The following is a 26,686-nucleotide window of genomic DNA, read 5'->3' as shown; positions in this document are numbered from 1 at the left end:
TACTAGGTGGGACTATTTTCTCGTTTGTTTGGTGGCGCTAGTAAAGAGCAAGCTAAAGCCGAAGTTGAACCAATAGAATATAAAGGCTTTCTGATTTACCAAGAAGCTCAGCCTGAAGGTGGTCAGTATCGAATCGCAGGTCGTATTACAAAAGAATTTGAAGGGCAAATTAAAGAGCATCGATTTATACGCTCAGATGTTCTGTCTTCTGAATCGGATGCTAATGAATTTATGTTAAAAAAAGCGCAAATGTTTATCGATCAGATGGGCGATAATATTTTTAATTAGTCTTTCCAACTTGATGAATGTCATAAATTTAAGAGCCATTAGTCGTTATGCTGATGGCTCTTTTATTTTGTGTATTACCGCTATTTATCTGATTTAATTAATAATTAAATTCAGCTGGTACGACCTCTCAAATTTTAGTGAAAGCGTTGTTTCATCATCACGTAATACTCGAAGTGCTTCATTACCAACGGTTATATGTAATGATATTTTGTATTTTTGTTACAAAGTGCTTGAAGTTAATGAAACCGTTAGATAAAAACAGTTAATCATTGTTGCCAGTAGTCAAGGAATAGCTATGCAAATTGGTGTGCCAAAAGAAATACTCGCGGGTGAAACGCGAGTGGCTGCCTCGCCCAAGTCGGTTGAGCAGCTGTTGAAGTTAGGGTTTGATGTTAATGTCGAATCTAGTGCAGGGGAACTTGCAAGTTTTGATGATTCCTCCTTTGAATCATCTGGTGCCAAAATTGTCACCACGGAAGAGGTATGGCAGTCAGACCTCATTCTTAAAGTTAACGCACCAAGCGACGATGAGATCGCCTTAATTAAAGAGGGTGCTACACTCATCAGCTTTATTTGGCCAGCTCAAAACCCAGAGTTGATGGAAAAGCTTTCGAGCAAGAACATTAACGTAATGGCAATGGATTCAGTGCCTCGAATTTCAAGGGCACAAGCGTTAGATGCATTGTCTTCAATGGCCAATATTGCCGGCTACCGTGCAGTGGTTGAAGCTGCCCATGAGTTTGGTCGCTTCTTCACAGGCCAAATTACAGCGGCAGGTAAAGTTCCACCCGCCAAAGTGCTTGTGGCTGGGGCTGGTGTTGCTGGTCTTGCTGCAATTGGGGCTGCTGGTAGCTTAGGGGCAATTGTTCGAGCGTTTGACGTTCGTCCGGAAGTCAAAGAGCAAGTTCAATCGATGGGAGCTGAGTTCCTAGAAGTCGATTTCAAAGAAGATTCTGGTGCGGGCGATGGCTACGCAAAAGAGATGTCAGATGAATTCAACAAAAAAGCGGAAGAGCTCTATGCTGAACAGGCTAAAGATGTTGATATCATTATTACAACGGCACTCATTCCAGGCCGGCCTGCGCCTAAGCTAATCACCAAAGAAATGGTGGACAGCATGAAAGCGGGAAGTGTCATTGTCGACCTAGCAGCTGCTAACGGCGGTAACTGCGAATACACTCAAGCAGATAAAGTCATTACGACTGACAATGGTGTTAAAATTGTCGGTTACACCGATATGGTTGGCCGATTACCGACTCAATCATCTCAACTTTATGCGACTAACTTAGTCAACCTGCTTAAACTACTTTGCAAAGAAAAAGACGGTAATATTGATATCGACTTTGAAGATGTTGTTCTTCGCGGTGTTACGGTTGTTAAAGAAGGAGAAGTGACATGGCCTGCTCCTCCGATAAAAGTATCAGCTCAGCCGCAACAGAAACCTGCTGAGCCAGAGAAAGTTGAAGAAAAAATCGCAGAGCCAGTTTCTCCGGTCAAGAAGCTTGCCGCTTTAGCTATTGGTGTTGGTGCTTTTGCTTGGATTGCGTCTGTCGCGCCTGCAGCATTTCTCTCTCACTTTACGGTGTTCGTCCTCGCGTGTGTTGTAGGTTATTACGTTGTCTGGAACGTAACGCACGCACTCCATACTCCTCTTATGTCTGTGACTAATGCAATTTCAGGCATCATTGTTGTTGGTGCTTTATTACAGATCGGGCAGGGGAATGGAGTTGTATCTTTCTTGGCATTTATTGCCGTTTTAATTGCAAGTATCAACATTTTTGGTGGCTTCACCGTCACTAAACGTATGCTTGAAATGTTCCGTAAAGACTAAGGAGTAACGAGAATGTCTGCAGGATTAGTACAAGCAGCTTATATTGTTGCTGCATTATTCTTTATTTTGAGCCTAGCTGGTTTATCCAAACAAGAATCAGCGAAATCAGGTAATTACTACGGTATTGCCGGTATGACGATCGCCTTGATTGCAACGATCTTTGGTCCTGAATCTCAAGGCTTTGTTTGGATCATTATCGCAATGGCAATTGGTGGCACCATTGGTATTCATTACGCTAAGAAAGTAGAAATGACCGAAATGCCGGAGTTGGTTGCAATTCTTCATAGCTTTGTTGGTATGGCTGCGGTTTTGGTGGGCTACAACAGCTACCTAGATGCACCAGAAGCTGCGACACACGCTGAACATGTGATTCATTTAGTTGAAGTCTTCTTGGGTGTGTTCATCGGTGCGGTAACTTTTACGGGCTCTGTTGTCGCATTTGGTAAGCTTCGAGGTATTGTTTCATCTTCTCCTTTGAACCTTCCGCACAAACATAAAATGAACTTGGCAGCAGTTGTTGTTTCGACTTTGCTTATGATGCATTTTGTGAACGCTGATGGCAGCATGTTCGCACTTATTGTAATGACATTGATTGCATTCGCGTTTGGTTACCATCTTGTCGCTTCTATCGGCGGTGCTGATATGCCAGTCGTTGTTTCAATGCTTAACTCTTACTCTGGTTGGGCTGCCGCAGCGGCAGGCTTCATGCTTGCAAACGATCTTCTCATCGTAACGGGAGCTTTGGTTGGTTCTTCAGGTGCTATCCTTTCGTACATTATGTGCAAAGCAATGAATCGTTCGTTTGTCAGTGTTATCGCAGGCGGTTTTGGTCAGGAAATTTCTATTTCAACCGATGTTGATCATGGAGAGCACCGTGAATCCACTGCGGATGAAGTCGCTGAAATGCTGAAAAACTCTAAGTCGGTGATTATCACTCCAGGTTACGGAATGGCTGTTGCTCAAGCACAATACCCAGTTCATGAAATTACTGAGAAGCTGAGAGCTAAGGGTATAAAAGTACGTTTTGGCATTCACCCAGTTGCCGGCCGGTTACCGGGTCACATGAACGTACTTTTGGCAGAAGCGAAAGTTCCGTACGATATCGTTCTGGAAATGGATGAAATTAACGACGATTTTGATGAAACCGACACAGTTCTCGTGATTGGTGCAAACGATACTGTTAATCCAGCAGCGCAAGAAGATCCAAACAGTCCGATTGCTGGCATGCCGGTTCTAGAAGTTTGGAATGCGAAAAACGTTATTGTGTTTAAGCGCTCTATGAACACAGGTTATGCAGGCGTGCAAAACCCGCTGTTTTTTAAAGATAATACACAGATGCTATTTGGTGACGCGAAAGAGAGTGTAGACGCCATTTCTAAAGCTCTGTAACATAGTCTAACTAAGTAAGAAGCCAGCAACTGCTGGCTTCTTTTGTTTTCTGAGTAGCATTATTGACACCAATATTACATTTGAAATTTATATTTTTGCCATAATGTTTTACTCTAAATCTAACCTACTGATTTATAGAATTTTTGCATTGATTAGAACGGCTTTCAATATATTAACAGTATGTACAGCAGCATTGAGTTTCAGTGTTAATGCTGATTCGCTGCCTGAACGCATCGATCAATTTGTCGATTCTTTCAGCCAGGACCAATTCAGTGCATCTTACGATATTCGTATCATACAATCTGATTATCCGACCCGTTTGATCACACCAGATTCAATGCTTCCTCAGACCTCGTCTTATCCATTGAAAGATATTCAACGTTTGTATCAACTGGCACAAAACTGTACAGGGAAACTGCCGTTAAGCCCGTTGATTACTGAACCGTTGGTATTTACTCGAGCAGTTTGTAAAGGGACTAAGCTGAGTGAAAAATGGTTTGCACGCAGTGGGTTAATTCACCCGGGTGGCGGTACTTATGCCAAACGTTATGTTTCGTTACACCCTGAAAGACAAGAGCAGCTCCAACAGTATATGCATATTAAGGAGAGGCCATTAGCGCCAAGGGAAACACTGCTTGGCCGCTTGCAAAGAATGAACGAAGAAACAATACTCGCGTTGCTTTCAGGATCGAGTATGTTTCTTGAGCAGGGTGAGATGTGGCTACGTCAAAATGATAGCTACTTAGTTTTCCCAGAAAGTATTTGGAAACAAAATGCAGATGACGCAGGATTAAGTGTTCAGCTAAAAAGCGAGTCGAATAGCTGTTTTGTCCAAAGGGGGAATCTCTGTTGGGATGTTGAAGATCACTCTCAGATACTTCGAGTCAGCATGGTCGTATTGGTTATTGCCAATATTCTGTTGGTTTTAGGATGGTCTGTTTACCGTTGGAACACTAAACGCCAAGAAATGAAGAGTCGAATGTTGATTCTTCAGATACTAACACATGAACTTAGAACCCCGATCGCGAGTCTATCTCTAACGGTCGAAGGTTTTCGGCGTGAGTTCGAAAAGCTGCCTGAGTCAGTTTATGATGAGTTTCGTCGACTATGTGAAGACTCTCGGCGCTTAAGACAGCTGGCTGAAGCCAGCAAAGATTACTTACAATCAGACAATAAACCTCTGGCCACCGAATGGGTGCCATCAGTGAAAGAATGGTTAGAGTTTAAAGTTGATGAAGAATTTAATGGCAAGATCCAATTAGCAGTCAATCATGATGTAGCAGCAAAGCTGAATGTTTATTGGCTAGGAACTTGTATTGATAACCTGATACGCAACGCGACCAAATATGGTGTTGCGCCGATAGTGCTGGATGTCAGCACTGATGATAATTTAATTACCGTTAAAGTGATAGACCAAGGCGAGTTAACTCAAAAAGATTGGCGACAATTGCGTAAGCCATTTGTTAGTAAAGCTGGTCTTGGTTTAGGCTTAACAATCGTTGAATCTATGGTAGGCAGAATGGGGGGTAAAATGACCCTGATTGGACCGCCAACAACGTTTATATTGGAGATACCTTGTGAAACAGACACTGCTTCTTGTTGAAGACGATAAAAACCTAGCCGATGGCCTGTTAGTCAGCCTAGAACAAGCAGGGTATGAATGTTTTCACTCTGAAACCATTGCTGATGTAGAGCAATATTGGGATAAGGCGGATCTTGTTATTTTGGACCGTCAATTGCCGGATGGTGATTCCGTAGAGCATCTGGTTGGCTGGAAGGCGATAAAAGATGTTCCTGTCATTTTGTTAACCGCACTGGTAACAGTAAAAGACAAGGTTACGGGGTTAGATGCGGGAGCAAACGACTATCTAACGAAGCCTTTTGCGGAAGCTGAGCTTTTTGCTCGTATTCGTGCTCAACTGAGAGCGCCTGAGTCTGATGCTCAAGATGACAGTAAAGTAAAAACTCAACATTTAGTGATAGATAAAGCAACTCGTGAAGTCTTTTATAAAGATGAGTCCATTACATTAACCCGAACTGAATTCGATTTGCTTTTATTCTTAGCAAGTAATTTAGGCCGCGTATTTACTCGTGACGAGCTACTCGATCACGTTTGGGGTTACAATCATTTCCCAACGACTCGAACAGTCGATACTCATGTTCTTCAGTTACGACAGAAGCTGCCTGGATTGGAAATTGAAACCCTTCGTGGGGTTGGCTACAAAATGAAGGCCTGATGAAATTTAAAGCGTTACTTCTAGGCGTGCTAGCTAGCACGCCTACCTCTGCGGCTAATATCCCATGGTTTGAGAGTAATTCTCCGCTAACTCAAGCCCACCGTTATTTGCTGAATAATGATCTCCCAGCGATGTTTACATCGTTAGTTGAAGTTTGGCAACAGGATAAGAATAGAGCAATCTCACCACACCTTAATGAGCTGTTTCAGCAGTCACTTCAAGTTGATTGCGGCAAAGGTCTAGATTCAAAACCCTTCCCTGACTGGATAAAAGGGGTTACGGTTCGTGCAATCGAAACCCAAAGCCCAGGACGAGATTCATATCGTGCGCTAATTGAAATTGCGTCTCGAAAAGATGTCACTGATATTTCACTCTCTCGCTGGGTGCAGAAAAGCATTTCTACAGATAATTCCTTTGTTAAGCTAGCTGAAAATGAAGAGCAGATTAAATCATACGTTAAGCGTTACAATCTAAACAGCAAAATCCCTATGGGCTTATATCGCTTAGATGTTACAGCCAAAGATCAGACTTCATGGAGCTCTTGGATAGTATTCGGCGAACCGAAGGCAAAAGTCACGGTACGCTGGCAATCCAAAGATCAATGGAGGGTCGAAAGAAATGCGTTATTGAATTCTCATTGCCCTTTGCCAAAGTTAGATACGGCTCTATATAACTATGTTGATGGACAATATAATAAAGTGTGGGGAGACACCTATGAGTCCGATTATCCAAACGCTTTAGAACCGAATATTGTTGAACCCGGTCGATACGTCTTAGCCGTATCCATGACTCATCAAAGATGGCAAGGCCCAATAATTGTTGAACAGTCCCAAATAATTAGTAAAACATATGACGTTTCTATAGAGGAATAATTAAAGTTAAGACACAATAGGACGATATAAACATAAGGAAATAGAAAGTTTATATCGATATGAAAAATTCAATAAAAATCTTATCGTTGTCTATCGCTTTGGCTTCAACAAGTTCCTATGCAGCCACCTATGCAGTAGAAGCACGAGGCGATGCAATGGGGGGAGTCGGGGTTGTTTCTGCAAACTTTTTAACAGCACCTTTCTACAACCCAGCCATCACAGCAATCTATAGACGCAACGACGATGTTGGTATGATCATCCCCTCATTTGGTTTAGCCTATAATGATGAGCACGAGATGGTTGATGGATTAGACCAAGCTGCTGACATCATTAATAGTGCTGTCAGTAGCAATAGTATTACTTCTGAAGATGCTGCTCGACTTCAAACTACCCTCAATGGTTTAGAAAATGATATTGCAAAGCTCGAAATTGGGGGGGTAGTCGCTTTCGCAATACCAAATAGTTTTATTGCGGCGAATCTTTTCGGTAAGGCCTATGCGGAATCATTTGCACAAACAGATATATACTCTGGTGCCAACACCGGCAATAGTGACTTAGATACCGCAGTTAACGCAGAGCTAAGTGCGGTTAACGCTGTCGCTATAGGTGTGACAGAAGTTGGTCTCTCTCTTGCCAAGTATCAAACATTCCTTGGTCAGCATATTTCATTCGGTGTTTCGCCAAAAATTCAGCGCGTTTACACTTATGTGTACAGTGCAAACCTAAACAATTACGATATTAAAGACGTGCGTGACAATGGAACCGGTGAGACCATGTTTAACATGGATGCAGGTTTCTTATGGTTTCATGGTCCATTACGTGTTGGCGTCTCGGCAATGAACTTGGTATCTCGTGATATCATGACGCAAGAGCTTCCGGAGCAGACATTAACTTCAAGCATAGATGGAAGCCAATCGAGAACTATTCCTGCATCTTCATACGCTTATCAAATGAAACCTCAATACACTGTTGGTGTTGGCCTAGTCGCGGATTACGCAACATTAAGTGTCGATTACGATATTAATGAAGATGAGCGTTACACAAATTTTAATGATAACACTCAATATCTGAGAGTCGGCGGTGAAATCGACATCATGCGTCAACTTAAGCTAAGGGCAGGGTGGCGACGTAATCTCGCCTATGACAATCTAGACGATACTATTACTGCTGGTATAGGTCTATCACCATTGAACCTGTTCCAAATGGATATCGGTGCAAGTTACACCAACGAAAACTCAATGGGTGCCTATATCAACTTCTTAGGAAGTTATTAGAAGTTCTGGTGATAATAAAGAAATCATAATATAGTCGGATCCTAAGTAAATAGGAGCTTTTTTATGCTAGATGATTTCCCACCTCTATCTCACCATGAACAACAAAAAGCTGTTGAAAAAATCCAAGAGCTAATGGCACAGGGGATAAGTACAGCAGAAGCCATCAAAATTGTCGCTGAGGAAATCAGACAGCAAGCAAAGCCAAAAGAGTAGAGCCGTTTATTTATATAGGAGAGAGCAGGAAACTGCTCTCTTTTTATTTACACTGCAAACATATTTTCTGTGGAAAATTATGTTTAAACCAAAACGAATCACGCGATTAAGCAATGAGAATTTCACATTAAGTTATTTAAATACAATGAGTTAGAATGAGATATTCATCTCCACAACAAAGTGACACACCCCCTTGTTGTAATTTAATTACAAAGAGTAACCTTTTGTCTGTAAGCGCTCACTATTCCATAGCATTTTGTTCTTATGAGTTATGGTGTCACAGATAGCTTTTGGAATATTTGGATTAGAAAGAAATGTTAGAGTCCGATCTCTGAGCGTAGAAATGATAAGTTGTAATATGACAGGAAGCTCTAGTTTGACTTCACTATAAAAAGATACAGTGTCACTTATTGGCTGTGATCATAAGAGGTAAATACGAGATAAAAGGCAGATAATTTAATATCTAAACATTGTGGGGGCGGACATCAAACGCTCGCTATAAATTGAAATCAACGAACGTAGATTCAACTAACTTATCATTAGAGTATCTTTTTAATGGATACGCGACTGAGTCAGGACGATAAACAGCCTTATACTGGGCAAGTTTCTTCATAATAGGCTCGAGAACTTTCTTGCCGTCGATATACTTTGGTTGAAACCCTAACAACAGGTTCAGTTCGTAGGAAAGAAGATATTTATCATTTTCGAGTGGATGGATTGCAACCCACGAGTCACAGTTAATGGTGAGCTTTGAAATTACACTGATATCAGCATCACTCAAACTATCATATTGGCCATTGTTTTCACAAAGCTTAAAGCGCATTACGACTGGTTCAAAATCGATATTTAAAACCACAGTTCGATCTTTCTTGCCTTCGCGACTATAGGTAAACATCACATTCTTTTTGTTAGTACTTGGTACGCCAATAACATGCTCATACTCAACGTTCTCAATAAATGATAAATCCTCCATAATGGTGGTAGAACAGCCAGATAAAAGAAGAAAAGAAAGAGAGAGAGCAAGTACTTTCATTGATTAATCAGTTTCAGCTTTACATGAACACATAGCATTTTCGCATGAGCTGTATGATAAGTACCAGATGTGGAGGCGGATTTTTTAATCGCTCAAACTGGACATTAGTAAATTGCGCCTACAACCTTAGTGCGCATTATATGTGTTATGTTAAATTAAATATAAAAATAGAAAGCGCCTGTTTAAGCGCTCTCTTCTGTTATATGGTATTTCTCAAATTAAACATAATCAGATTTACCATAAAATACTTAATAAACAGTTTGTTTAATCAGAGATTAACAAACCATTATTAGTTGTCCTTAACCGCCAGCGAGTTTAACTGTATGACCTTTCTTTTCAAGGTGAGCCTTTATTTTCTCTCTCGCATCACCTTGAATTTCGATATTGCCATCTTTTACAGAGCCTCCACATCCACACACTTTCTTCAGTTCTGCGGCTAATAGTTTAAGTGGTGCATCATCCAAATCTAACCCAGATACAATACACACGCCTTTTCCTTTGCGCCCTTTGGTTTGTCGCTGGATACGAACAATACCATCACCTTTGGGTCGTTGAACCTTTTCATCTTCAGGTTTGATTCGACCAACTTCTGTGGAATAAACAAGACTCATAAGTACTACTTCTTCTGTTCGGCTTTTTGTTTAGCCATCAAGTATGCCTCTATATGCTTCTGGATCGCAAGCTTCCCACCCTTAATGAGCTTGCCGTTAAAGAAACAATACCAAGCATTAGGCTCACCAGTATCGTTTTTTATAGTGTAGCCATGAAAGTTTTCTTGTGCTGGATTACCTTCTGCCTGTTTTTTATTTCCCAAGGAACCAAACTCTTTGGGATCAATTATTGTGGCAGTATCGCAAAACCAATCAATACTCTTTTTTACTGCTGGCATGCTTCCAGACAAAACATGATTTTTGATCTGAACTTGCCATATGTCAGTAGAACTTCCAGCAGTTTTGAGGGTAAAACCTCTATATGTCGCAGCAGCCATAGTCACTTTATTTTAGTAATAAGTTAAATTAATAATAATTGTATATCGCCCTTAATCAAGTATATTGGGTAAGGATAATTCTGTTATAGTGCGCTTGAATGAAGAAAAATATTAGGGTAATCACAGATTTAGATACAAGAAATCGATTCATTCAACTCTTTACTCAATCTGTGAGCATAGACATGATGAATTCACTCACAGATGGTCAATACGCACATAACTCTCTGTTAGCATTAACAAAAGACTGGAATTTATTTTCTGATTATTGCAAGAGGAAATCGGTTAATACTCTTCCCGCTTCTACGGCGGCTGTACGTCTTTTTTTGGAAAGAGAGTCTGCTCAAAGAAAATACTCAACCCTTAGGCGTTACATTGTAACTATTTCACTTATTCATAAAACGCTAGCAATGAGTGACCCAACAAGTCATTCTAATGTTCAGCAATCATTATCTCAGTTAAGAATCGAGAAATCCGGTGATGCAAGCCCTGCAATCCCTTTTGAACGGCAGCACCTTGAACAGCTGACAGAAAAGCTCGACAAGAAACCTTCAATCAAGGTAGTACGTGACCTAGCGATTTATCACTTAATGTTTGAGTGCATGCTAAAGCGTTCAGAGCTGAAACAATTAACTCGAAACAACATTAAACTAGGAACGAATGATTGTCTTGTTTTTATTGGAGACTCAACCTACACACTTACAGATAATGCTTACAAATATTTATCAAAGTGGTTGAAGACGCTACCTATACAGAATACATTTTTGTTTAGTGCCATTGATAAACATGGAAATATTAGTACTGACCAATTGAATGATTCTTCTATTTATAGAATTTTGAGATCAGCAAGTGACAAGCTAAAATTAAACGTCAAATTCTCAGGTCAGTCATTGAGAGTTGGAGCCGTGAAGGAAATGTCACGCAAAGGGATAAAGACGGTGGATATTCAACACTATGGTCGATGGTTAAGCCCTGCGATGCCTTATCAATACTTGGGAAATAAGGTCACCGCAGAAGCAGAAATGATGATATTTAAACGTTTTAAACCGTGGGACTAAAGTGAGCGTCTTACACAATCTGCAAGGAACTCGGAGAATTTTAAGCCACTGTGCTCGACCATTTTAGGAAACATCGAAATCGGTGTCATACCGGGAAAAGTATTGACCTCATTCAAATACACATCACCATCCGGAGTAAGGAAAAAATCGATACGAGACAAATGACGAAGTTTCATCTGTCTAAACACTTTTTCAGAAGCCTGTTGGATAATGAGTCGTTGATCGTCAGTCAGATCCGTCGCTTCAACATCTGTTGTTGAATGACTATCTGCACTGTATTTCTCTTCGTATGAATAGAATGTGTCTTCCGGCGCTTTAATTTCTCCCGGGGGAGTCACATACAATTGACCTTGGTATTCATACGCTGCAACTTCTAATTCGCGGGGTTTGACGGCTTTTTCTACTAAGACTTGATCTGAATATCCAAATGCATCATTGATTGCTCTTTGCAGTTGAGCTTTTTCTGTCACTTTATAACAGCCAACAGAAGAACCTTGTCTTGCTGCTTTAACGAATACACTACCCCACTGCTCGAACGCCGCTAAGCTTTGATCATATGCTAACTTATTGTTCTCAGACAAAAAGATATATGGCGTATTTGGAATGGAAAGTGCATCGTACCAAAGTTTCGACGTGATCTTGTTAAAGCTATTCGCACTGGCTTCAGGGCCACAGCCTAAATAAGGAATACCTGTAAGCTCAAGCATCGATTGGATATCACCTGTTTCCCCCGGAAAACCATGAATGCATGGCACAACAAAATCCAATTTTGTTGCATTTACTTCAGAGTTCAAAGTTCCAGCGTTTGTATCGAGATAAACCAGTTGCTCCCCTTGATACCAACCTTCAGGTTTCATTTCTACTCGAATCACCTCAAATTCAGGTGTTAACTCAAGTTGGGATTGTACGAAATCTGCTGAAATGAGCGACACTTCATGCTCAGCCGAACCGCCACCACAAAGTAGTAAAATTGTTGTATTCGCCATTAAGGATCTTTCCGTGAAATAACAGAGGGATTAGTAGAGTTAATCATAATAAAAACTCGGCAAGGATTCATTGATTTAACCGAATTATGACCGTTCTGACCGTTTGTTTGATGGATTAATACCCATTAAAAAAGGGGCTGATGCCCCTTTTTATGAAATTAGTTAAGCTTATTAAGCGTTGGGAACTCAGAGTTCTTAATCGCATCAATACTCTTAACGAAAGGTTTCATATCCTGAAGGTCACTAGGAAGTTTTGAAATGGCTTTCTTCGCATCAGCGCGAGTGGCGTAGTCTCCGTAAAGGACTGTGTACCACTTTGTGCCGTTGACGACTTTATAGTTTTCCCACACTGGCTCGCCATCACGTGGTAGTTTACGTGCAAACTGGTCCACTTTGGTTTGGCTGCCAACCGCAACAACCTGAATCGTGAAACCATAACGTGGGTTCATCGCTTTTTGTTTTGCAGTTGGTGGGATAATCGCGACTGCTGGCTTAGCCTTCTTCTGAGGTTGCATGTTAGTCATTTGCTTCTCAGCCATCGGCCTTACAGTCTTAACCGCTTCTTCCGTGACGCCGTTGGTAACGCCTTGTTCTGAAACAATCGGCTTCTCTACTGCCGCTGTTTTGTAATCCTCACGATAGCTTTCAGAGGACACGTCAGTTACGTAATCACTCGATACACACGCTGAAAGCACCACTGATAAGCCAACTATTGCGATTTTTTTCATGAATTCTTCAAATGCCTTTTGTAGAAATTACTGTAAATCATGCCGTTAGATAGGATTAGAATCAACCCAACATTCTAATTATATATCAATACACTGTGACACATGGCACAAAGTCGGAGTCACGTCAGGTGATCTGATTAAAACAACGCCTAATTATCTCTGAATTCGTTTAAGTGCTTGGTTAATATTAGCTTAAACGCTGAATGTCGGAGTGCATAAATGAATAGTCTGAGCCACTTACTTAAACCAAAGTCAGTCGCTGTTGTTGGAGCTTCGACCAGAGCGATGCGAGCAGGCAATATCGTTATGAAGAATCTTCTTCAAGGCGGGTTCGAAGGTGCAATTATGCCCGTCACTCCACGTTATAGCTCAGTGTGTGGTGTTCTTGCTTATAAAGATATAGATTCACTTCCCATTACACCAGATGTCGCTATTTTATGTACAAACGCGAGCCGGAATTTAGAACTCTTCAGGCAGCTTGCCGAGAAAAAAGTAAAAACGGTTATTGTTCTCTCTGCAGATATGCATTTGGCTACTGACGATGGTTGTAGTATTCAGGAAGCCTGTCTTACGGTCGCTCAACAGTCCAATATGCGAGTATTAGGTCCTAATAGCCTTGGTATGATCCTACCTTGGATCAATTTTAACGCATCATTTTCGCCGGTCACTGCGCAGCAAGGGAAAATTGCTTTTATCTCTCAATCAGCAGCGATGTGCACCACAATACTCGATTGGGCAAATGACAAAAACATTGGCTTTTCTGCTTTTATCTCTCTTGGTAATGCCCTCGATATAGACTTTGCAGATTTGCTCGATCACCTAAGTACTGATGCTCATACGGAAGCTATACTGCTTTACGTCGATACCATAAAAGACGCAAGGCGATTTATGTCTGCAGCTCGCGCGGCATCTCGAAATCGTCGAATTTTGGTATTGAAAGGAGGTAAAACGTCAGCAGGTCGGTTAGCCGCTCAAGCCCACACTGGTGGAGACAATACCCTCGATATTATTTATGACTCAGCAATTCGCCGTACCGGTATGTTAAGGGTAAACAACTCACATGAGCTATTTGCTGCAGTAGAAACACTGACTCATTCAGTCCCACTTCGTGGTGAACGCCTTGCCATTATCACTAATGGTGGCGGTCCCGCAATCATGGCCGTTGATACCCTGCTAGTCCGTGGCGGGAAACTAGCTGCTCTTCCAGACGAAGTGATAGAACAGCTCAGTGACGTATTACCTTCCAGTTGGAGTTACAATAACCCGATTGATTTAGTGGGTGATGCAGGACCTCAGCGTTATATTGATACACTCAATATTTTAATGGATAGCGACTGTGCTGATGCCATTCTGATTATGCATAGCCCTTCTGCTATCGCCCACTCCGAGAAAACGGCGATGGCTATCGTGGAAGCAATTAAAGCGCACCCTAGGCATAAACGATTTAATATACTCACTAACTGGTCCGGTGAACTTACGGCGCGGCCTGCCCGTCAAATATTTACTCAAGCAGGAATTCCAACCTACCGAACGCCCGAAAGTGCCGTTGTTGCATTCATGCACTTGGTTGAGTATAGGAGAAATCAAAAACAATTGATGGAGACACCAACCACTGCAGAACCAGTGCATATTAGAGAGTTAAATGAAGCCAAGAAATGGATAAACAGCAAATTACTGGATAAAGAAACAGTATCACTAGATACTCACCAAATTGGGCAATTTCTTAAGCACTTTGATTTTAATGTCTTACCCACTTGGATTGCTTCTGATGCCAGTGAAGCGGTTCACGTTGCCGAACAAATTGGTTACCCTGTCGCGGTAAAACTCCGATCTCCAGATATTGCCCATAAGTCTGATGTACAAGGGGTTATGCTCAACTTACGTAATAGTCATGAAGTCGCCAGTGCTTCACAAGCGATTCTCGACAGAACGAAGCTTTCCTATCCTTCTGCTCATGTGCATGGCCTTTTGGTTCAAGGCATGGCAAAACTTGCAGGTGGCGAAGAGATACGTATCAAAGTCAAAACCGATGAGACATTTGGCCCTGTGATTTTAATTGGGCAAGGCGGTTCAGAGTGGGATGAGTCTATCGATGCGGCGTCTGCGCTCCCACCGCTCAACATGACACTGGCTCGCTATTTGATCGTCAGGGCAATAAAGAGCGGTAAAATTCGCTTGCAAAAGCTACCCATACCAATGAATATCCAAGGGCTGTCTGAACTTCTAGTTCGGATATCACAAATGGTCGTGGATTGCCCTCAAGTTCACGAGCTGGATATCCATCCAGTCCTTGCAGTTGGAGATAGCTTTACCATTCTCGATGCAGATTTAATCCTCAAACAATATCAAGGTGATGCTCAAAAACGGTTAGCTATTCGCCCATACCCAGTTGAGTATGAAGAAAAAATTGAGTTAAGAGATGGTGAAGTCATCCTATTACGCCCTATCCTTCCTGAAGACGAACCTGGCCATGCAGATTTTATTCGTAATGTATCTAAAGAAGATCTGTACAAGCGTTTTTTTAGTGATGTAGGAGAGTTTAACCACGAGGCTCTAGCTAACTTGACGCAAATTGATTACGACCGAGAAATGGCGTTTGTTGCCGTAGCTGACTATGATTCGCAACCGAAAATCATCGGTGTCTCTCGTGCATTGATAAACCCTGAAAATACAGATGCTGAGTTTGCGATTTTGATTCGATCTGACCTCAAAGGAAAAGGGCTAGGTAAGATTTTGATGAACAAAATCATAGACTACTGTCGCCACAAAGGAACTCAGCAAATGTCGGGTATGACCATGCCAACTAACAGGGGAATGTTGATGTTGGCACAGAAACTCGGGTTCAAACTTGATGTTCAGTTTGAAGATGGCGTCGCTGACATGGTGCTCCCGCTTCAGTAAGCCAGCAACGAGCTTGGATCACTCTTTAAGCATCCAATTTTTCTTAAGATACTTAATACACCATGATTTTGCTTCACCCATTTGGTTTCTTTTCCAAGCAAGTATGATGTCTATATCAAACGTTTCCGTATCTGAGATCTTAGCTAGCGTTCCATCATCTATTAAAGGCTTTGCCACCGATTGCGGCAGGGTTCCGATTCCTAAGCCGGATTGCAGAGCTTTAACTTTGGCCGGTAGATTGCTCACGGTTAGCCTTGGTTGTCTTTGAAGGATGTTAACGCTTATAGCTGGTTGTTCTCGTGCGGTATCAGCAATTGCGATGACTCGATACTTAGCTCTTGCTGCTTCATCGAATGGGCCGTTCCGTTTATGGACATAATGATTCGGTGCTGCGACCCAAATCATTTTCAATGAACCAATCGATTCCGCTTTCACATCAAGTGGTAACGTTTCTGGTTTTGGGCAGACCAACAGATCAGATCGACTTTCATCAAGTGACTCCCAACAACCGGCAAGAATCTCTTCTTGTAGCCGAATACGTGTTGAACTGACATTGCTTAAAGCCTCTACCATAGGGAAAAAGTGCTGTACCGGAATCACCCCATCAAAAGCGAGTGTGATATCTAACTCCCAGCCATTAGCAAGCACACTGGCATCATTAACCAGTTTTTCAGTCGCGGCTAAAATGGCTCGCCCTCTTTCAAGAATGAGCTTACCGGCACTGGTGAAACTCGCTTTGTGCCCTGAGCGGTCAAAGATCATGATGTCTAGATCTTGTTCAAGTTTCTGTATCTGATAACTCAGCGATGAAGGTGCTCTATCGAGCTCATTCGCTGCTGCTGCGAAGCTTCCTCTGCGATCTATCGCATCGAGAATATGCATGGCTTCTAGAGTAATTGGACTTTGCAATGCTGTTATTCCTATTAATATAAATTAATGATTAGCGAAAATAATCACATTTCCAGCGTACTAAATAAATCTTTACAATTGTAAATAAAATGTTTATCCGACTGTATTAAAAAGACTTTTAATTAATTAACACGAAGATCGGTAAAATAAGAAACACGAATAAATAATACGAACGATAGTAATTATCATTTAGATCCTATAGAGTTCTGTCCGTCCCAAACATAAGCCTCATTGTGGATCTAAAGGTAATTACAACAATGTATAAAAAATCATTATTATCAACTTCAATTATACTCGCTCTTGCCTCGAACGCGCACGCTGAAGAGTATGCATTATTTGACGAGGTCGTGGTATCCGCTTCACGCACAGAACAACAACTTGAAGATGTTGCTGGTTCAGTCTCTGTGGTTACAGATGATCAAATTGATAAAACATTAGCATCTAACATTGATGATGTACTGAAATATACACCGGGTGTAGACGTCATTTCAGATGGACGAATGGGAATCCAACAAATTAACATCCGAGGTATGGAAGGTAACCGTATTAATATCTTGGTTGATGGTGTCGCACAACCCTATATGTATGACCAATCCTACACATTCATCTCTTCCGGTCGAATTGCCTTAGATACAGACATGATTAAGGCGGTTGAGGTGGTTAAAGGGTCAGCTTCAAGCTTATATGGCTCTGATGGTATTGGCGGTATTGTTGCGTTCCAAACTAAAGACCCAAGTGATTTCCTTGGTGAAGGAGATGGGTTTGGAGGGCAAGCAAAATTAGGCTTTGCTTCTCGTAATGATTCTTTCACTGAAAATGTGGTTCTGGCTAATCGCAGTGGTGATCTAGAAACACTCGTTGCATATACTCGAAACGATGCAGGCTTGACAGACAATTTTGCTAATGGCGACTATCAGGATTACTCACCAAAAGACTTAGACTCTAAAGCTGACAATGTTTTGGCTAAGGTTCAGTATCAAATAGATACCGCAAACAGAATAGAGTTTACTGGTGAGTTCATTAACGAGAATAGTAAAGGTGATATCCAACATTCGTCATTCCCTACTTTCAACAGTGACGATACTACCGAACGTTCACGCATAAGCCTCAAACATATTTGGGAAGGCAGCACGAAACTTGCCGACTCGGTAACATCGCAGCTTACGTGGCTATCTCACGAACAAAATAATGTGACTGACCGTGTTGGAACTTCTTTTGGTAGTGTTGTAAATGAAATAAAAGATTATTCTTATGAAGATAAAGGTATTCAAGCAGACTTGCAGGTAAACAAATACCTATCACTTGAATCTTCTGAGCACTTTTTTACGTACGGTCTGGCTTATACCAATAAGGACATTACCAACTACAACAAAATCATTGATCGCTCTAACAATGACCAAACATCGATATACTTTTATCAACCTGATGCAACCGAAACCAGAATTGGATTGTTCGTTCAAGATCAGATTTCATTCCTTGAAGATAAGTTAATTGTAACTCCAGGTCTACGTTGGGATAGATTTGAAACTAAGCCTGATAGCTCCACTGAAGGTATACCTTCAGGACAAACTTATGAAACGAACACAAGTTCAGCGCTTACTGCACGTCTCGGCACTGTGTATTCTTTAGATGATACATCTAAGGTGTTTGCTCAAATAAGCCAAGGTCACAGAGCCCCAACGTTTGAAGAGTTATACTACTCGATGCCTGGACATAGCTACACAAACGTACCTAACCCAAATTTGGAAGCTGAAGAAAGTATCACGTACGAAACCGGTTATCGTTATACGAATGACTTCTCTCGTTCAGAAATCGCCGTCTTCTATAGCGACTACAAAAACTTCATTGATGTTGTCGATATTGGTTCAGGCTCATCTGAATATCAACATCAAAATGTTGGTAAAGCGACGATTAAAGGTATTGAATTCTCAAGCCGTATTGCTATCAGTGAAGTGTTCGAGCTACCTAAGGGTATATCTACTAACTTTGCCGCTAGCTACACTGAAGGTGAAGATGGTGAGAACAAGCCACTTAATTCAGTAAACCCGTGGAATGCTGTCGCGTCATTGGATTACGATGCACCTAGCCAAACATGGGGTACCAGTATTGCAATGAACTACTACGCTGAGAAAAAACTATCGGACATTAACATTGACCCTGATGATAGTACGAGAACACCTGATGAAGTGGGAACACCAAGTGCAGCCATTATCGATCTAACAGCGTATTATCGCCCAATGCAAGACCTCACATTGAGAGCCGGCCTTTTCAATGTAGCAGATAGAAAGTACTGGAAATGGAGCGATGTGAGAGGCGAAGGCGCGCTGTATGCTGATGACACTCAAGCAGGTCGTAACTGGGCCATTACTGCTAAGTACGAATTTTAAAACCTGCCTTTACTAAGTCATTAAGAACTTAGTTTAAACTCCCAAAAGCCATCGCTGGAGACTCTGCTTTAACAGAGGTAATAGCGATGGCTTTACTTATGGCTAGCTAATATTTGAACTGGGAAACTTCCGCATTTAACTGCTCAGCCTGTGAAGACAAGCCCTGAAGAACATTATCCACATCACTAACTTGGCTCGATACCGCTGAAGATGCATCTGCAATAGAGGTAATACTGCCACTGATCTCATCAGTCACCGCTCTCTGCTCTTCGGTTGCTGCCGCAATTTGCACATTCATTTCATTAAGATCGTTCAGCATGGTCACGATCTGTTCCAGCATGACTGCGTTTTGGTCACACGTATCTACTCCTTGTGAAACCGTACTATTAGCGTTTTCTATACTCTTCGACACATCATTAGTTTCACGTTGCAAGGATTCAATCTTCTCACGTATTTCTTCTGTTGATGATTGAGTACGCCCAGCTAGGGAGCGGACTTCATCCGCAACTACAGCAAAACCTCGGCCTTGTTCCCCCGCCCTTGCCGCTTCAATAGCAGCATTTAGAGCAAGTAAATTTGTTTGCTCTGCAATACCTTGTATGACATCCAATACTTCAGCAATGGAGTTACTTTCATGATGTAAACGACCAATAGCCTCGACAGCGGTCTGCATTTCTTCGTTTAAACGTGAGATTTCTGAGCCCAAATTACGTCCGACAGTTACCCCTTCACTGCCTGTATCGTTCGCATTCTTAACAAACTCAGCCGCTCGACTCGCAAACTGTGCCACCTCAGCAATTGAAGCACTCATTTCGTTTACCGCGGTCGCTACCGATTCCGTTCTGTGATTCTGATCCTGAACGGCTGCTCGAGTACTGTTCATATTCCCTGTCATACTTTGAGTATTACTATTGAGGTTTTCGGTCGCCTCAGCAAATTTACGAATAATATCCTGTAAGTGAGTAAAGAGAGAGTTGAGGGACATCGCCAGCTCAGCCATTTCATCTTTACCACCTTCCTCGAGCCGTTCTGTCAAATCATTGTCACGACTGATTTTTTGTATTTTCTCACTCGCAATGCGTATAGGTCTCGCAATACTGTTACCAAGGAAGTACGAAACTAATACGGCCGCTATTACACCTACGACAATACTGGTCATCACAGTCGTAAATTTGGATTGAACAAGTGCATCCAAATCCGCTAACGCTTCTGCCTTATCTATTTCAGTCACAATAGCCCACTGCAATCCCGCAGCATCTAGAGGAGAATACACCGACAAAACTTCTATACCACGATAATCATTAATCACATTAGAACCACTTTGCCCTCGGAATGCTGCTTTAACGCTATCCGTGTCCACCATCTGACGACCAATCGCTGAAGACTTACCTTGTATTTGATCAATTATCGAGCTAGACACACCTGAGCTTTCTAGCTCCTTAATATATTGGTCAGGGTCTTCGATAAGAAAGCGAGATTCACTTCTTAACAAATGATCGGGCCCCACAAGATAGGTCTCTCCTGAATTACCGAGTCCGGCATAACTCCAGTTTTCCTCAAAGGTCATAATGCCGTTAATCTTATCGACGGGCATCTGGAAGATCAGTACACCAATAGTTTGATTATCCACTCTGACGGGAGTGGCAATAAAGGAGGCTGCCGCTTCATATGAAGGAAAGTATGGCGCAAAGTCCTCAAGGTGATATTGAGAAGACCCCAAATTTAGCGCCCCTTTGAACGCTCTGGCGATACCGCTGCCTGCATAAGGGCCAGAGTTAAGATTTGTCGCATAATCAAGTTCTTTGAACACCGAATAAATAACGTTGCCGCTAGGATCAACTAAGAAAATGTCGTAATAACCAAACTCTTCTAAAAAGCCTTTGATGCTTGGGTGGTACTTACGATGCACTTCATCGTATTCCGTACCCAGTGAGTCTGCCATCATTTGATGCTTTTCGCCTAGTGGATTTGGGTTGACACCTATGTAACGAGCTTGAAGTGCTTTTGCTCTCGGTGACAATCTATTCAACTTCTGCATTTCATTTGCAGAGTTTCCGCCATTCGCCGTTCGATAGGTTGTGCCAAAACTCGATGTGTAATAATTGCTAAGGCGAGATAAATCACTGGCACTAACAGATTCAACAGGATAACGCTCAAATGTGTCTTTAAACGCCACCATCGCATCCCTGACACCAATGGAATTGGCTGTGGTCAACATTTGCCCACGTATGTGTTGGAAGTAATTTTCTATTTCACTTCTTTTGTTTTCTCGAATGGAAGTAAGCTGACTAACGGCACGTTGAAACAGTGCTTGTTCTGAGAGTACAGACGCTCTCCACCCTACAAAAATCCCTGTTGCAACAACGGCAAAACTACATAATAAGGTTGAAGCCAAAACTATTTTAGTGGCAATCTTCATAACCGAACCTCTTTGCGGAAACTCCATCTCCGCCTCTGTTTATTCAGAAGAGTCTTGCCAGCTGACGTGCGATTTATATGCATTTAGTGATATAAGTGTAATCATAAAAGTCGATTTTTTCGATCTGGGTTGGCTTTATTGTTGTGTGGAAAATTAAACCCTGAGGCTAAAAAATACGTAACCATTTGAAATAAAATCAAAAAAGGCCAATCCACCCTACTCATTAAGTAGTAATTGCAAACTGGTCTAACCTGTTAAATTCATCAAAAAATAATTCTCGATCAACTTATATCTGCCTGTAATAGCGCCATTTAATAAACCAGTATGTCGTGTGCGAATCAATGACATCGTAGAGTTATTCATTTAGTAACGAGTTTGGCTCTGTTGTGAGTATCAAAAAGAAGTTTTCAGACAAATTTTGCAAAAAAATCCGGATAATATTCTTGTAAAATTCTCCAAATCGATAGTGAATCTTTTCAGATTTCGATATTTCCACTCAAAAAAACCAGCACTTTCATCTGTTTTTTAACGTTTGTAAGAATTAGTTTACTCCGAGGTAACGCCCCAAATCAGGCGCAATTTAACATTTTGGTTACACTTAGGTTAACTGGCATAACCAAGATTCATCACTGGATTAAGTTTATATAGCAGTGTGAAAGAATGCATATGGCTAATTCTCTAGAATAGTATTTCAGGCTATAACAGAGTTCAGTACGCGAAAGTTGGTTTTGCCCGGAGGATGTTAATCAATTGCTGCCAAAGAATGCAGCGTAACAAGGAGCTTGAGATGAACGTTCAGGCCTTACCCATGAATCGATTTATCGATCATCATGGTCAAGTAGTTAAACCACTCCCTGAGTGGGCTGATGCTGCGACACTGAAAAAGTTCTATTGCGACATGGTTGTCGCACGCACCTACGACAATAAAGCTGTCGCCTTACAAAGAACCGGAAAGCTAGGAACCTACCCGTCTCACTTGGGAGCTGAAGCCTTTGGTATTGCCATCGGCCACGCACTGCGAGTACAAGATGTTTTCGTCCCCTATTATCGTGATATGCCTGCAATGTGGGTTCGCGGTATCGGTATGGAGAAGAATCTTCAATACTGGGGTGGTGATGAACGCGGTAGTGACTTCTGCCCAGAGGGTAGTCACCTATCGTGCCAAGACTTACCATTCTGTGTTCCTATTGCCACACAATGTACTCATGCAGTTGGTGTGGCGGCGGCGTTAAAAATAGCAGGCGACCATAATGCTGCACTCGTCACCTGTGGCGATGGTGCAACCTCTAAAGGTGACTTCCTTGAGTCCATCAACTGTGCTGGTGCTTGGAATATTCCACTGGTGTTTGTGGTTAACAATAACCAATGGGCCATTTCCGTCCCTCGTGCTCTGCAGTGCGCAGCTGATTTTCTCTCAGAGAAAGCTAAAGGGGCGGGAATACCAGGTATTACCGTGGACGGCAATGATGTCGTTGCCATGTTTGACGCTGTTTCTACCGCTCTAGATAGAGCCAGAAAAGGTAAAGGCGCAACGCTTATTGAGGCAATCAGCTATCGTCTCAGTGATCATACGACCGCAGATGATGCCAGCCGCTACCGTAGCAAAGATGAACTAAACCAAGCTTGGCAATACGAGCCCATTCTCCGCCTTAAAAATTACCTCCTCAATTACGGACACTGGTCTGAAGAAGAAGAGCAAGCCTTACTTTCTAAAGCAAAGCTAGAAGTCGAAGAAGCGGTTGAACGTTATCTTAACCTCCCTCCTCAAGCTCCTGAATCTGCGTTTGACTATCTGTACGAATCCCCCGTTACAGAACTGAATAACCAGAGAGATGAACTGATCAATAAAGCGATGCGAATGCAGGGAGGCAAACATGTCTGAGATTACACTCGTTGAAGCAGTAAACCTCGCCTTGCATCATGAAATGAGCAAGGATTCTAAGGTTGTCGTTTTAGGTGAAGATGTGGGTGACAATGGTGGTGTATTCCGTGCCACTGTTGGGCTAAAAGAAAAGTTTGGTCTAAAACGAGTCATTGACACCCCACTTGCAGAAGCCTTGATCGGTGGTGTGAGTGTCGGTATGGCAACGCAGGGCTTGAGACCTGTGGCAGAGTTTCAGTTCCAAGGGTTTGTGTTTCCCGCCATGGAGCACCTGATGTGTCACGCTGCTCGAATGCGTAATCGAACACGAGGCCGCCTAACCTGCCCGGCGGTTTTTCGTGCACCTTTTGGCGGTGGTATCCATGCACCAGAGCATCATTCAGAGAGCATAGAAGCTCTGTTTGCTCACATTCCAGGGTTCAGAGTTGTGATTCCATCCTCACCCCAGCGTGCTTATGGATTACTGCTAGCGGCTATTCGCAGTAATGATCCTGTGATGTTCTTTGAGCCTAAACGTATTTACCGCACAGTTAAGTCTAATGTCATTGATAATGGCGAAGCTCTACCGCTTGATAGTTGCTTTACCCTTCGTAAAGGCCGTGACGTCACACTAGTCACATGGGGCGCTTGTGTGGTTGAGTCATTACAAGCAGCGCAAAGGCTGTCAGAACAAGGTATTGAAGCTGAGGTAATAGATCTCGCGAGCATCAAACCTATCGATATGGATACCATTTTGAAATCGCTCGACAAGACAGGACGCTTACTGGTCGTGCACGAAGCCAGTAAAACCTGTGGTGTCGGTGCGGAGATCATTGCGCGTGCGGCCGAACATGCTATGTGCACTCTTAAGGCACCACCGAAACGCGTAACAGGTATGGACACGGTTATGCCTTACTACCGAAATGAAGATTACTTTATGATTCAGGAAGAAGACATTGTTATTGCAGCAAAAGAGCTCGTGGAGGGATGGAAATGAGATCATTTTTATTGCCAGATCTTGGTGAAGGGCTCGCAGAGTCAGAGATTGTGCAATGGCATGTGAACGTCGGTGATATGGTCGAAGTAGACCAAATTATATTAACAGTCGAAACAGCAAAAGCTGTTGTCGAAGTACCAGCGCCCTATAGTGGTAAAATTGTCAGCCGACATGGAGAGGAAGGTGATGTCATCAATATCGGTAGCCTTCTGTTAGAAATCGAAGAAGAAGGGACGACAAAGAAAGCAGAATCCAAACAAAAAGATGCTGCAACTGTTGTTGGCAATGTCTCAAGCCAAACTCATCAAGTCGATGTCGACGATTTTTGGATCGGTGCTTCACACAATACCAGCGAAGGCTCCCCGATCACAGCGATGCCTTCTGCGCGCTTACTTGCGAAAAAACTCGGGGTGGATCTTCTTCGAGTAAAAGGCAGTGGTCATGACGGTATAATTACCGACGCTGATATTTATGAAGAAGCCGGCAAACAGCAACCGGGAACAGAAGTACTAAAAGGCGCTCGTAGAACCATGGCTGGCACCATGGCTGAGTCTCATCACAATGTAGCGTCAGTGACGATCACCGAGGAGGCCTTGTTAGAAAATTGGAAAAAAGGGGAAGATATCTCGAGTCGGCTGATCCAAGCCATTGTGCATGCTTGTGAGAAAGAGCCGGCACTTAATGCTTGGTTTGACGCTGAAACAATGACTCGATGCGTACATAGCTCTGTGAATATTGGTATTGCAGTGGACAGCAGCCATGGTTTATACGTCCCCGTTCTGCGTAACGCTAACGAGGTGAAAACGGAAGATATACGCTCGTGGTTAAATGAAACGGTGACAGGCATCCGTGACCGGAAAATTGGCCGTGAGCAGTTGCAACATGCCACTATCACATTGTCTAATTTTGGTGCCATTGCAGGGATTTATGCCACTCCCGTTGTCTCCCCTCCTCAGGTGGCGATCGTCGGTGCGGGGCGTATTATTGAAAAAGTCGTAATGCGAAATAATGAAGCGGTCGCAGTCAAAGCGATGCCACTCTCAGTCACTTTTGACCATAGAGCGTGCACCGGAGGCGAAGCCGCTCGCTTTACCAAACTATTAGTTGAGCACTTGGAAATGAAGCTTAACTAGCCTTTTTAGCCGCGACTTGGTTGCGGCCATTTTCCTTCGCGCTATAGAGTGCCTGATCTGCGCGCTCTATGGCGCTTTGCCAATCATCACTTCCGTTAAACTGAGTCACGCCAAAGCTTGCGGTACAAAAATCGACATTACTCGGTAACATTTTTGCTTTCTTAATCGCCTCTCTCAGCTTTTCGGCTACAATGACCGCATTTTCAGTATCAGTATTTGGTAATAAGACTAAAAATTCTTCCCCACCATAGCGAAAGCTTAAATCGTCTTTACGGGTTTGCAGTATCAGAAGCTTACCCATAGTCCTTAGCACTCGGTCCCCAGCTTGATGCCCATACGTGTCGTTGATTTTTTTAAAGTGATCGATATCAAGAAGTAACAAAGATAGAGGTTGCCTGTGCCGGCTCGAACGAGCTACTTCCCTAGGAAGTAGCTCTTCCAAAGCACGACGGTTATAAAGCTGGGTCAATTCATCTTTGATGGAAGTATCATAGATAGTCGCAACAAGTCGCCCTGTTAGCATCCATGTCACTGAAAAACCGATGAATATGATCATGAGTAATGTACTAACAAACGCCAGTTGATGAGCGGTTCCAGAAATCATGAAGTCATCAATTCTTTGTTCAAACAACGTCCAGATAAAACGGAATAAATTATAGATGCCCTGTGTTGCTAATCCTATTGAAAGCAGATACTTAGAGGGTGTCATGTCGGCATTTTTGCCTTTTTGATTAGCAATAATAGTAATGAAGCATAAACTTGATACATACGTGCTCATAAGAATGACACGTGCATTGGTCGAAGGCATAAAGAACGTAAAATAGGTTAACCCGACTATCAATACTGGAAAAGTATAAAAACCTATGTTGGCAGTTTTTCTCGGGAAGCCTCTGAATTGACAAACTCCCCAAAGTAAAATGATGTAACTAAACGCCATTAAAGAGTTGGCGAGTATCTTAGAGATCCAATGAGTGATTTGATTACCAAAGCTAAGGAGAAGGAAGCTCACGGAGAGTAAAAGCAGCGCAAAAGCTATTGTGCTAATACCTCTAACGGTAGGTTGAAGTTGCTGAATCAACAACAATCCAATGCAATAACATAAAGCCAACAAAACACAGATAATAGACAGTGTGGCTATATCTAAGTGTATGCTCATCGAATCCCCTCACTAAACACCAATAGATT

General features: G+C 42.4%; 22 protein-coding genes. 14 read left to right on the top strand and 8 right to left on the bottom strand.

The annotated features are described in order from the left end of the window. The first annotated feature begins 6 nt into the window (after nt 1-6). From L1D23_RS02830 to L1D23_RS02795, 8 genes are all read left to right on the top strand, one after another. Nucleotides 7-288 carry an HlyU family transcriptional regulator gene (locus tag L1D23_RS02830; RefSeq protein WP_239864092.1) on the top strand — a complete coding sequence of 94 codons (282 nt, stop codon included), beginning with the start codon at nt 7-9 and terminating at the stop codon, nt 286-288. A gap of 295 nt (nt 289-583) precedes the next feature. Then, nucleotides 584-2,119, top strand: coding sequence for a Re/Si-specific NAD(P)(+) transhydrogenase subunit alpha (pntA, locus tag L1D23_RS02825; RefSeq protein WP_239864091.1), 1,536 nt, complete (start codon nt 584-586; stop codon nt 2,117-2,119). Nucleotides 2,120-2,131: 12 nt separating this feature from the next. Further along, nucleotides 2,132-3,508: a Re/Si-specific NAD(P)(+) transhydrogenase subunit beta gene (gene pntB / locus L1D23_RS02820; protein WP_239864090.1), complete on the top strand. Its 1,377-nt coding sequence runs from the start codon at nt 2,132-2,134 to the stop codon at nt 3,506-3,508. Nucleotides 3,509-3,611: 103 nt separating this feature from the next. Then, nucleotides 3,612-5,111 (top strand): sensor histidine kinase VxrA, encoded by a 1,500-nt coding sequence (vxrA, locus tag L1D23_RS02815; RefSeq protein ID WP_239864089.1) that lies wholly within the window; start codon nt 3,612-3,614, stop codon nt 5,109-5,111. Then, nucleotides 5,086-5,745: a response regulator transcription factor VxrB gene (vxrB, locus tag L1D23_RS02810; RefSeq protein WP_239838957.1), complete on the top strand. Its 660-nt coding sequence runs from the start codon at nt 5,086-5,088 to the stop codon at nt 5,743-5,745. Before vxrA ends, vxrB begins: the two co-directional genes overlap by 26 nt. Then, entirely contained in the window at nt 5,745-6,617 is an 873-nt protein-coding gene (locus L1D23_RS02805) for a DUF2861 family protein (protein WP_239864088.1), read from the top strand. The genes vxrB and L1D23_RS02805 overlap by 1 nt, the downstream gene beginning before the upstream one ends. Nucleotides 6,618-6,676: 59 nt before the next feature. Next, entirely contained in the window at nt 6,677-7,891 is a 1,215-nt protein-coding gene (locus L1D23_RS02800; protein ID WP_239838958.1) for a conjugal transfer protein TraF, read from the top strand. A 63-nt stretch (nt 7,892-7,954) separates the two neighbouring features. Continuing rightward, nucleotides 7,955-8,104, top strand: coding sequence for a YoaH family protein (locus L1D23_RS02795; RefSeq protein WP_239838959.1), 150 nt, complete (start codon nt 7,955-7,957; stop codon nt 8,102-8,104). Between the two features lie 496 nt (nt 8,105-8,600). Here L1D23_RS02795 and L1D23_RS02790 read toward each other — a convergent pair whose 3' ends face one another. From L1D23_RS02790 to L1D23_RS02780, 3 genes are all read right to left on the bottom strand, one after another. Beyond that, complete coding sequence (locus L1D23_RS02790; RefSeq protein ID WP_239864087.1) at nt 8,601-9,137, bottom strand: hypothetical protein; 537 nt, start codon at nt 9,135-9,137, stop codon at nt 8,601-8,603. A gap of 299 nt (nt 9,138-9,436) precedes the next feature. Next, a complete protein-coding gene (yciH, locus tag L1D23_RS02785; protein WP_239864086.1) occupies nt 9,437-9,748 on the bottom strand; it encodes a stress response translation initiation inhibitor YciH in 312 nt (103 codons plus the stop codon). A gap of 5 nt (nt 9,749-9,753) precedes the next feature. Next, nucleotides 9,754-10,125, bottom strand: coding sequence for a DUF3319 domain-containing protein (locus L1D23_RS02780; protein WP_239836340.1), 372 nt, complete (start codon nt 10,123-10,125; stop codon nt 9,754-9,756). 98 nt (nt 10,126-10,223) lie between these two features. Between L1D23_RS02780 and L1D23_RS02775 the strand changes: the two genes are divergently transcribed. Continuing rightward, nucleotides 10,224-11,180, top strand: coding sequence for a tyrosine-type recombinase/integrase (locus tag L1D23_RS02775; protein ID WP_239864085.1), 957 nt, complete (start codon nt 10,224-10,226; stop codon nt 11,178-11,180). On the opposite strand, the gene L1D23_RS02770 is transcribed toward L1D23_RS02775, so the two are convergent. Then, the gene (locus tag L1D23_RS02770) at nt 11,177-12,166 is read right to left on the bottom strand and encodes a D-alanine--D-alanine ligase (protein WP_239864083.1); all 990 of its coding nucleotides are present in this window, start codon (nt 12,164-12,166) and stop codon (nt 11,177-11,179) included. The two genes, L1D23_RS02775 and L1D23_RS02770, sit on opposite strands and share 4 nt — an antisense overlap. Before the next feature lie 158 nt (nt 12,167-12,324). Next, nucleotides 12,325-12,894 (bottom strand): SPOR domain-containing protein, encoded by a 570-nt coding sequence (locus L1D23_RS02765; protein ID WP_239864081.1) that lies wholly within the window; start codon nt 12,892-12,894, stop codon nt 12,325-12,327. A gap of 219 nt (nt 12,895-13,113) precedes the next feature. On the opposite strand from L1D23_RS02765, the gene L1D23_RS02760 reads away from it, so the two are divergent. Continuing rightward, the gene (locus L1D23_RS02760; RefSeq protein ID WP_239864080.1) at nt 13,114-15,795 is read left to right on the top strand and encodes a bifunctional acetate--CoA ligase family protein/GNAT family N-acetyltransferase; all 2,682 of its coding nucleotides are present in this window, start codon (nt 13,114-13,116) and stop codon (nt 15,793-15,795) included. Nucleotides 15,796-15,813: 18 nt separating this feature from the next. On the opposite strand, the gene L1D23_RS02755 is transcribed toward L1D23_RS02760, so the two are convergent. Further along, the gene (locus L1D23_RS02755) at nt 15,814-16,704 is read right to left on the bottom strand and encodes a LysR family transcriptional regulator (protein WP_239836335.1); all 891 of its coding nucleotides are present in this window, start codon (nt 16,702-16,704) and stop codon (nt 15,814-15,816) included. Nucleotides 16,705-16,961: 257 nt separating this feature from the next. Here L1D23_RS02755 and L1D23_RS02750 point away from each other — a divergent pair, with 257 nt between their 5' ends. Beyond that, nucleotides 16,962-19,091 (top strand): TonB-dependent hemoglobin/transferrin/lactoferrin family receptor, encoded by a 2,130-nt coding sequence (locus L1D23_RS02750; RefSeq protein ID WP_239864079.1) that lies wholly within the window; start codon nt 16,962-16,964, stop codon nt 19,089-19,091. Between the two features lie 106 nt (nt 19,092-19,197). On the opposite strand, the gene L1D23_RS02745 is transcribed toward L1D23_RS02750, so the two are convergent. After that, nucleotides 19,198-21,510, bottom strand: a complete 2,313-nt coding sequence (locus tag L1D23_RS02745; protein ID WP_239864078.1) for a methyl-accepting chemotaxis protein — start codon at nt 21,508-21,510, stop codon at nt 19,198-19,200. Between the two features lie 787 nt (nt 21,511-22,297). Here L1D23_RS02745 and pdhA point away from each other — a divergent pair. From pdhA to L1D23_RS02730, 3 genes are read left to right on the top strand one after another with little or no spacing between them, the layout of a single operon-like run. Further along, nucleotides 22,298-23,392 carry a pyruvate dehydrogenase (acetyl-transferring) E1 component subunit alpha gene (pdhA, locus tag L1D23_RS02740; RefSeq protein WP_239864077.1) on the top strand — a complete coding sequence of 365 codons (1,095 nt, stop codon included), beginning with the start codon at nt 22,298-22,300 and terminating at the stop codon, nt 23,390-23,392. Further along, nucleotides 23,385-24,368, top strand: coding sequence for an alpha-ketoacid dehydrogenase subunit beta (locus L1D23_RS02735; RefSeq protein WP_239836331.1), 984 nt, complete (start codon nt 23,385-23,387; stop codon nt 24,366-24,368). The genes pdhA and L1D23_RS02735 overlap by 8 nt, the downstream gene beginning before the upstream one ends. Beyond that, a complete protein-coding gene (locus L1D23_RS02730) occupies nt 24,365-25,501 on the top strand; it encodes a dihydrolipoamide acetyltransferase family protein (protein WP_239864076.1) in 1,137 nt (378 codons plus the stop codon). The genes L1D23_RS02735 and L1D23_RS02730 overlap by 4 nt, the downstream gene beginning before the upstream one ends. Here the strand turns inward: L1D23_RS02730 and L1D23_RS02725 are convergent. After that, nucleotides 25,494-26,657, bottom strand: a complete 1,164-nt coding sequence (locus L1D23_RS02725; RefSeq protein WP_239864075.1) for a GGDEF domain-containing protein — start codon at nt 26,655-26,657, stop codon at nt 25,494-25,496. The two genes, L1D23_RS02730 and L1D23_RS02725, sit on opposite strands and share 8 nt — an antisense overlap. Nucleotides 26,658-26,686: the final 29 nt, after the last annotated feature.

The organism is Vibrio sp. Isolate24, from assembly GCF_022398215.1.
In the GTDB taxonomy this organism is placed as follows: domain Bacteria; phylum Pseudomonadota; class Gammaproteobacteria; order Enterobacterales; family Vibrionaceae; genus Vibrio; species Vibrio coralliilyticus_A.
The sequence above is the reverse complement of the archived record's forward strand: the minus strand, read 5'-3'. Positions and strand labels throughout refer to the sequence as shown.

What these genes read in the sequence shown, in the direction of transcription:
- L1D23_RS02760 (WP_239864080.1), top strand. Translation starts at nt 13,114, where the DNA reads ATGAATAGTCTGAGCCACTTACTTAAACCAAAGTCAGTCGCTGTTGTT.
- L1D23_RS02790 (WP_239864087.1), bottom strand. Translation starts at nt 9,137, where the DNA reads ATGAAAGTACTTGCTCTCTCTCTTTCTTTTCTTCTTTTATCTGGCTGT.
- pdhA (WP_239864077.1), top strand. Translation starts at nt 22,298, where the DNA reads ATGAACGTTCAGGCCTTACCCATGAATCGATTTATCGATCATCATGGT.
- vxrA (WP_239864089.1), top strand. Translation starts at nt 3,612, where the DNA reads ATGTTTTACTCTAAATCTAACCTACTGATTTATAGAATTTTTGCATTG.
- L1D23_RS02765 (WP_239864081.1), bottom strand. Translation starts at nt 12,894, where the DNA reads ATGAAAAAAATCGCAATAGTTGGCTTATCAGTGGTGCTTTCAGCGTGT.
- L1D23_RS02745 (WP_239864078.1), bottom strand. Translation starts at nt 21,510, where the DNA reads ATGAAGATTGCCACTAAAATAGTTTTGGCTTCAACCTTATTATGTAGT.
- L1D23_RS02780 (WP_239836340.1), bottom strand. Translation starts at nt 10,125, where the DNA reads ATGGCTGCTGCGACATATAGAGGTTTTACCCTCAAAACTGCTGGAAGT.
- L1D23_RS02750 (WP_239864079.1), top strand. Translation starts at nt 16,962, where the DNA reads ATGTATAAAAAATCATTATTATCAACTTCAATTATACTCGCTCTTGCC.
- L1D23_RS02795 (WP_239838959.1), top strand. Translation starts at nt 7,955, where the DNA reads ATGCTAGATGATTTCCCACCTCTATCTCACCATGAACAACAAAAAGCT.
- pntB (WP_239864090.1), top strand. Translation starts at nt 2,132, where the DNA reads ATGTCTGCAGGATTAGTACAAGCAGCTTATATTGTTGCTGCATTATTC.
- L1D23_RS02725 (WP_239864075.1), bottom strand. Translation starts at nt 26,657, where the DNA reads ATGAGCATACACTTAGATATAGCCACACTGTCTATTATCTGTGTTTTG.
- L1D23_RS02730 (WP_239864076.1), top strand. Translation starts at nt 24,365, where the DNA reads ATGAGATCATTTTTATTGCCAGATCTTGGTGAAGGGCTCGCAGAGTCA.
- yciH (WP_239864086.1), bottom strand. Translation starts at nt 9,748, where the DNA reads ATGAGTCTTGTTTATTCCACAGAAGTTGGTCGAATCAAACCTGAAGAT.
- pntA (WP_239864091.1), top strand. Translation starts at nt 584, where the DNA reads ATGCAAATTGGTGTGCCAAAAGAAATACTCGCGGGTGAAACGCGAGTG.
- L1D23_RS02770 (WP_239864083.1), bottom strand. Translation starts at nt 12,166, where the DNA reads ATGGCGAATACAACAATTTTACTACTTTGTGGTGGCGGTTCGGCTGAG.
- L1D23_RS02735 (WP_239836331.1), top strand. Translation starts at nt 23,385, where the DNA reads ATGTCTGAGATTACACTCGTTGAAGCAGTAAACCTCGCCTTGCATCAT.
- L1D23_RS02775 (WP_239864085.1), top strand. Translation starts at nt 10,224, where the DNA reads ATGAAGAAAAATATTAGGGTAATCACAGATTTAGATACAAGAAATCGA.
- L1D23_RS02805 (WP_239864088.1), top strand. Translation starts at nt 5,745, where the DNA reads ATGAAATTTAAAGCGTTACTTCTAGGCGTGCTAGCTAGCACGCCTACC.
- L1D23_RS02800 (WP_239838958.1), top strand. Translation starts at nt 6,677, where the DNA reads ATGAAAAATTCAATAAAAATCTTATCGTTGTCTATCGCTTTGGCTTCA.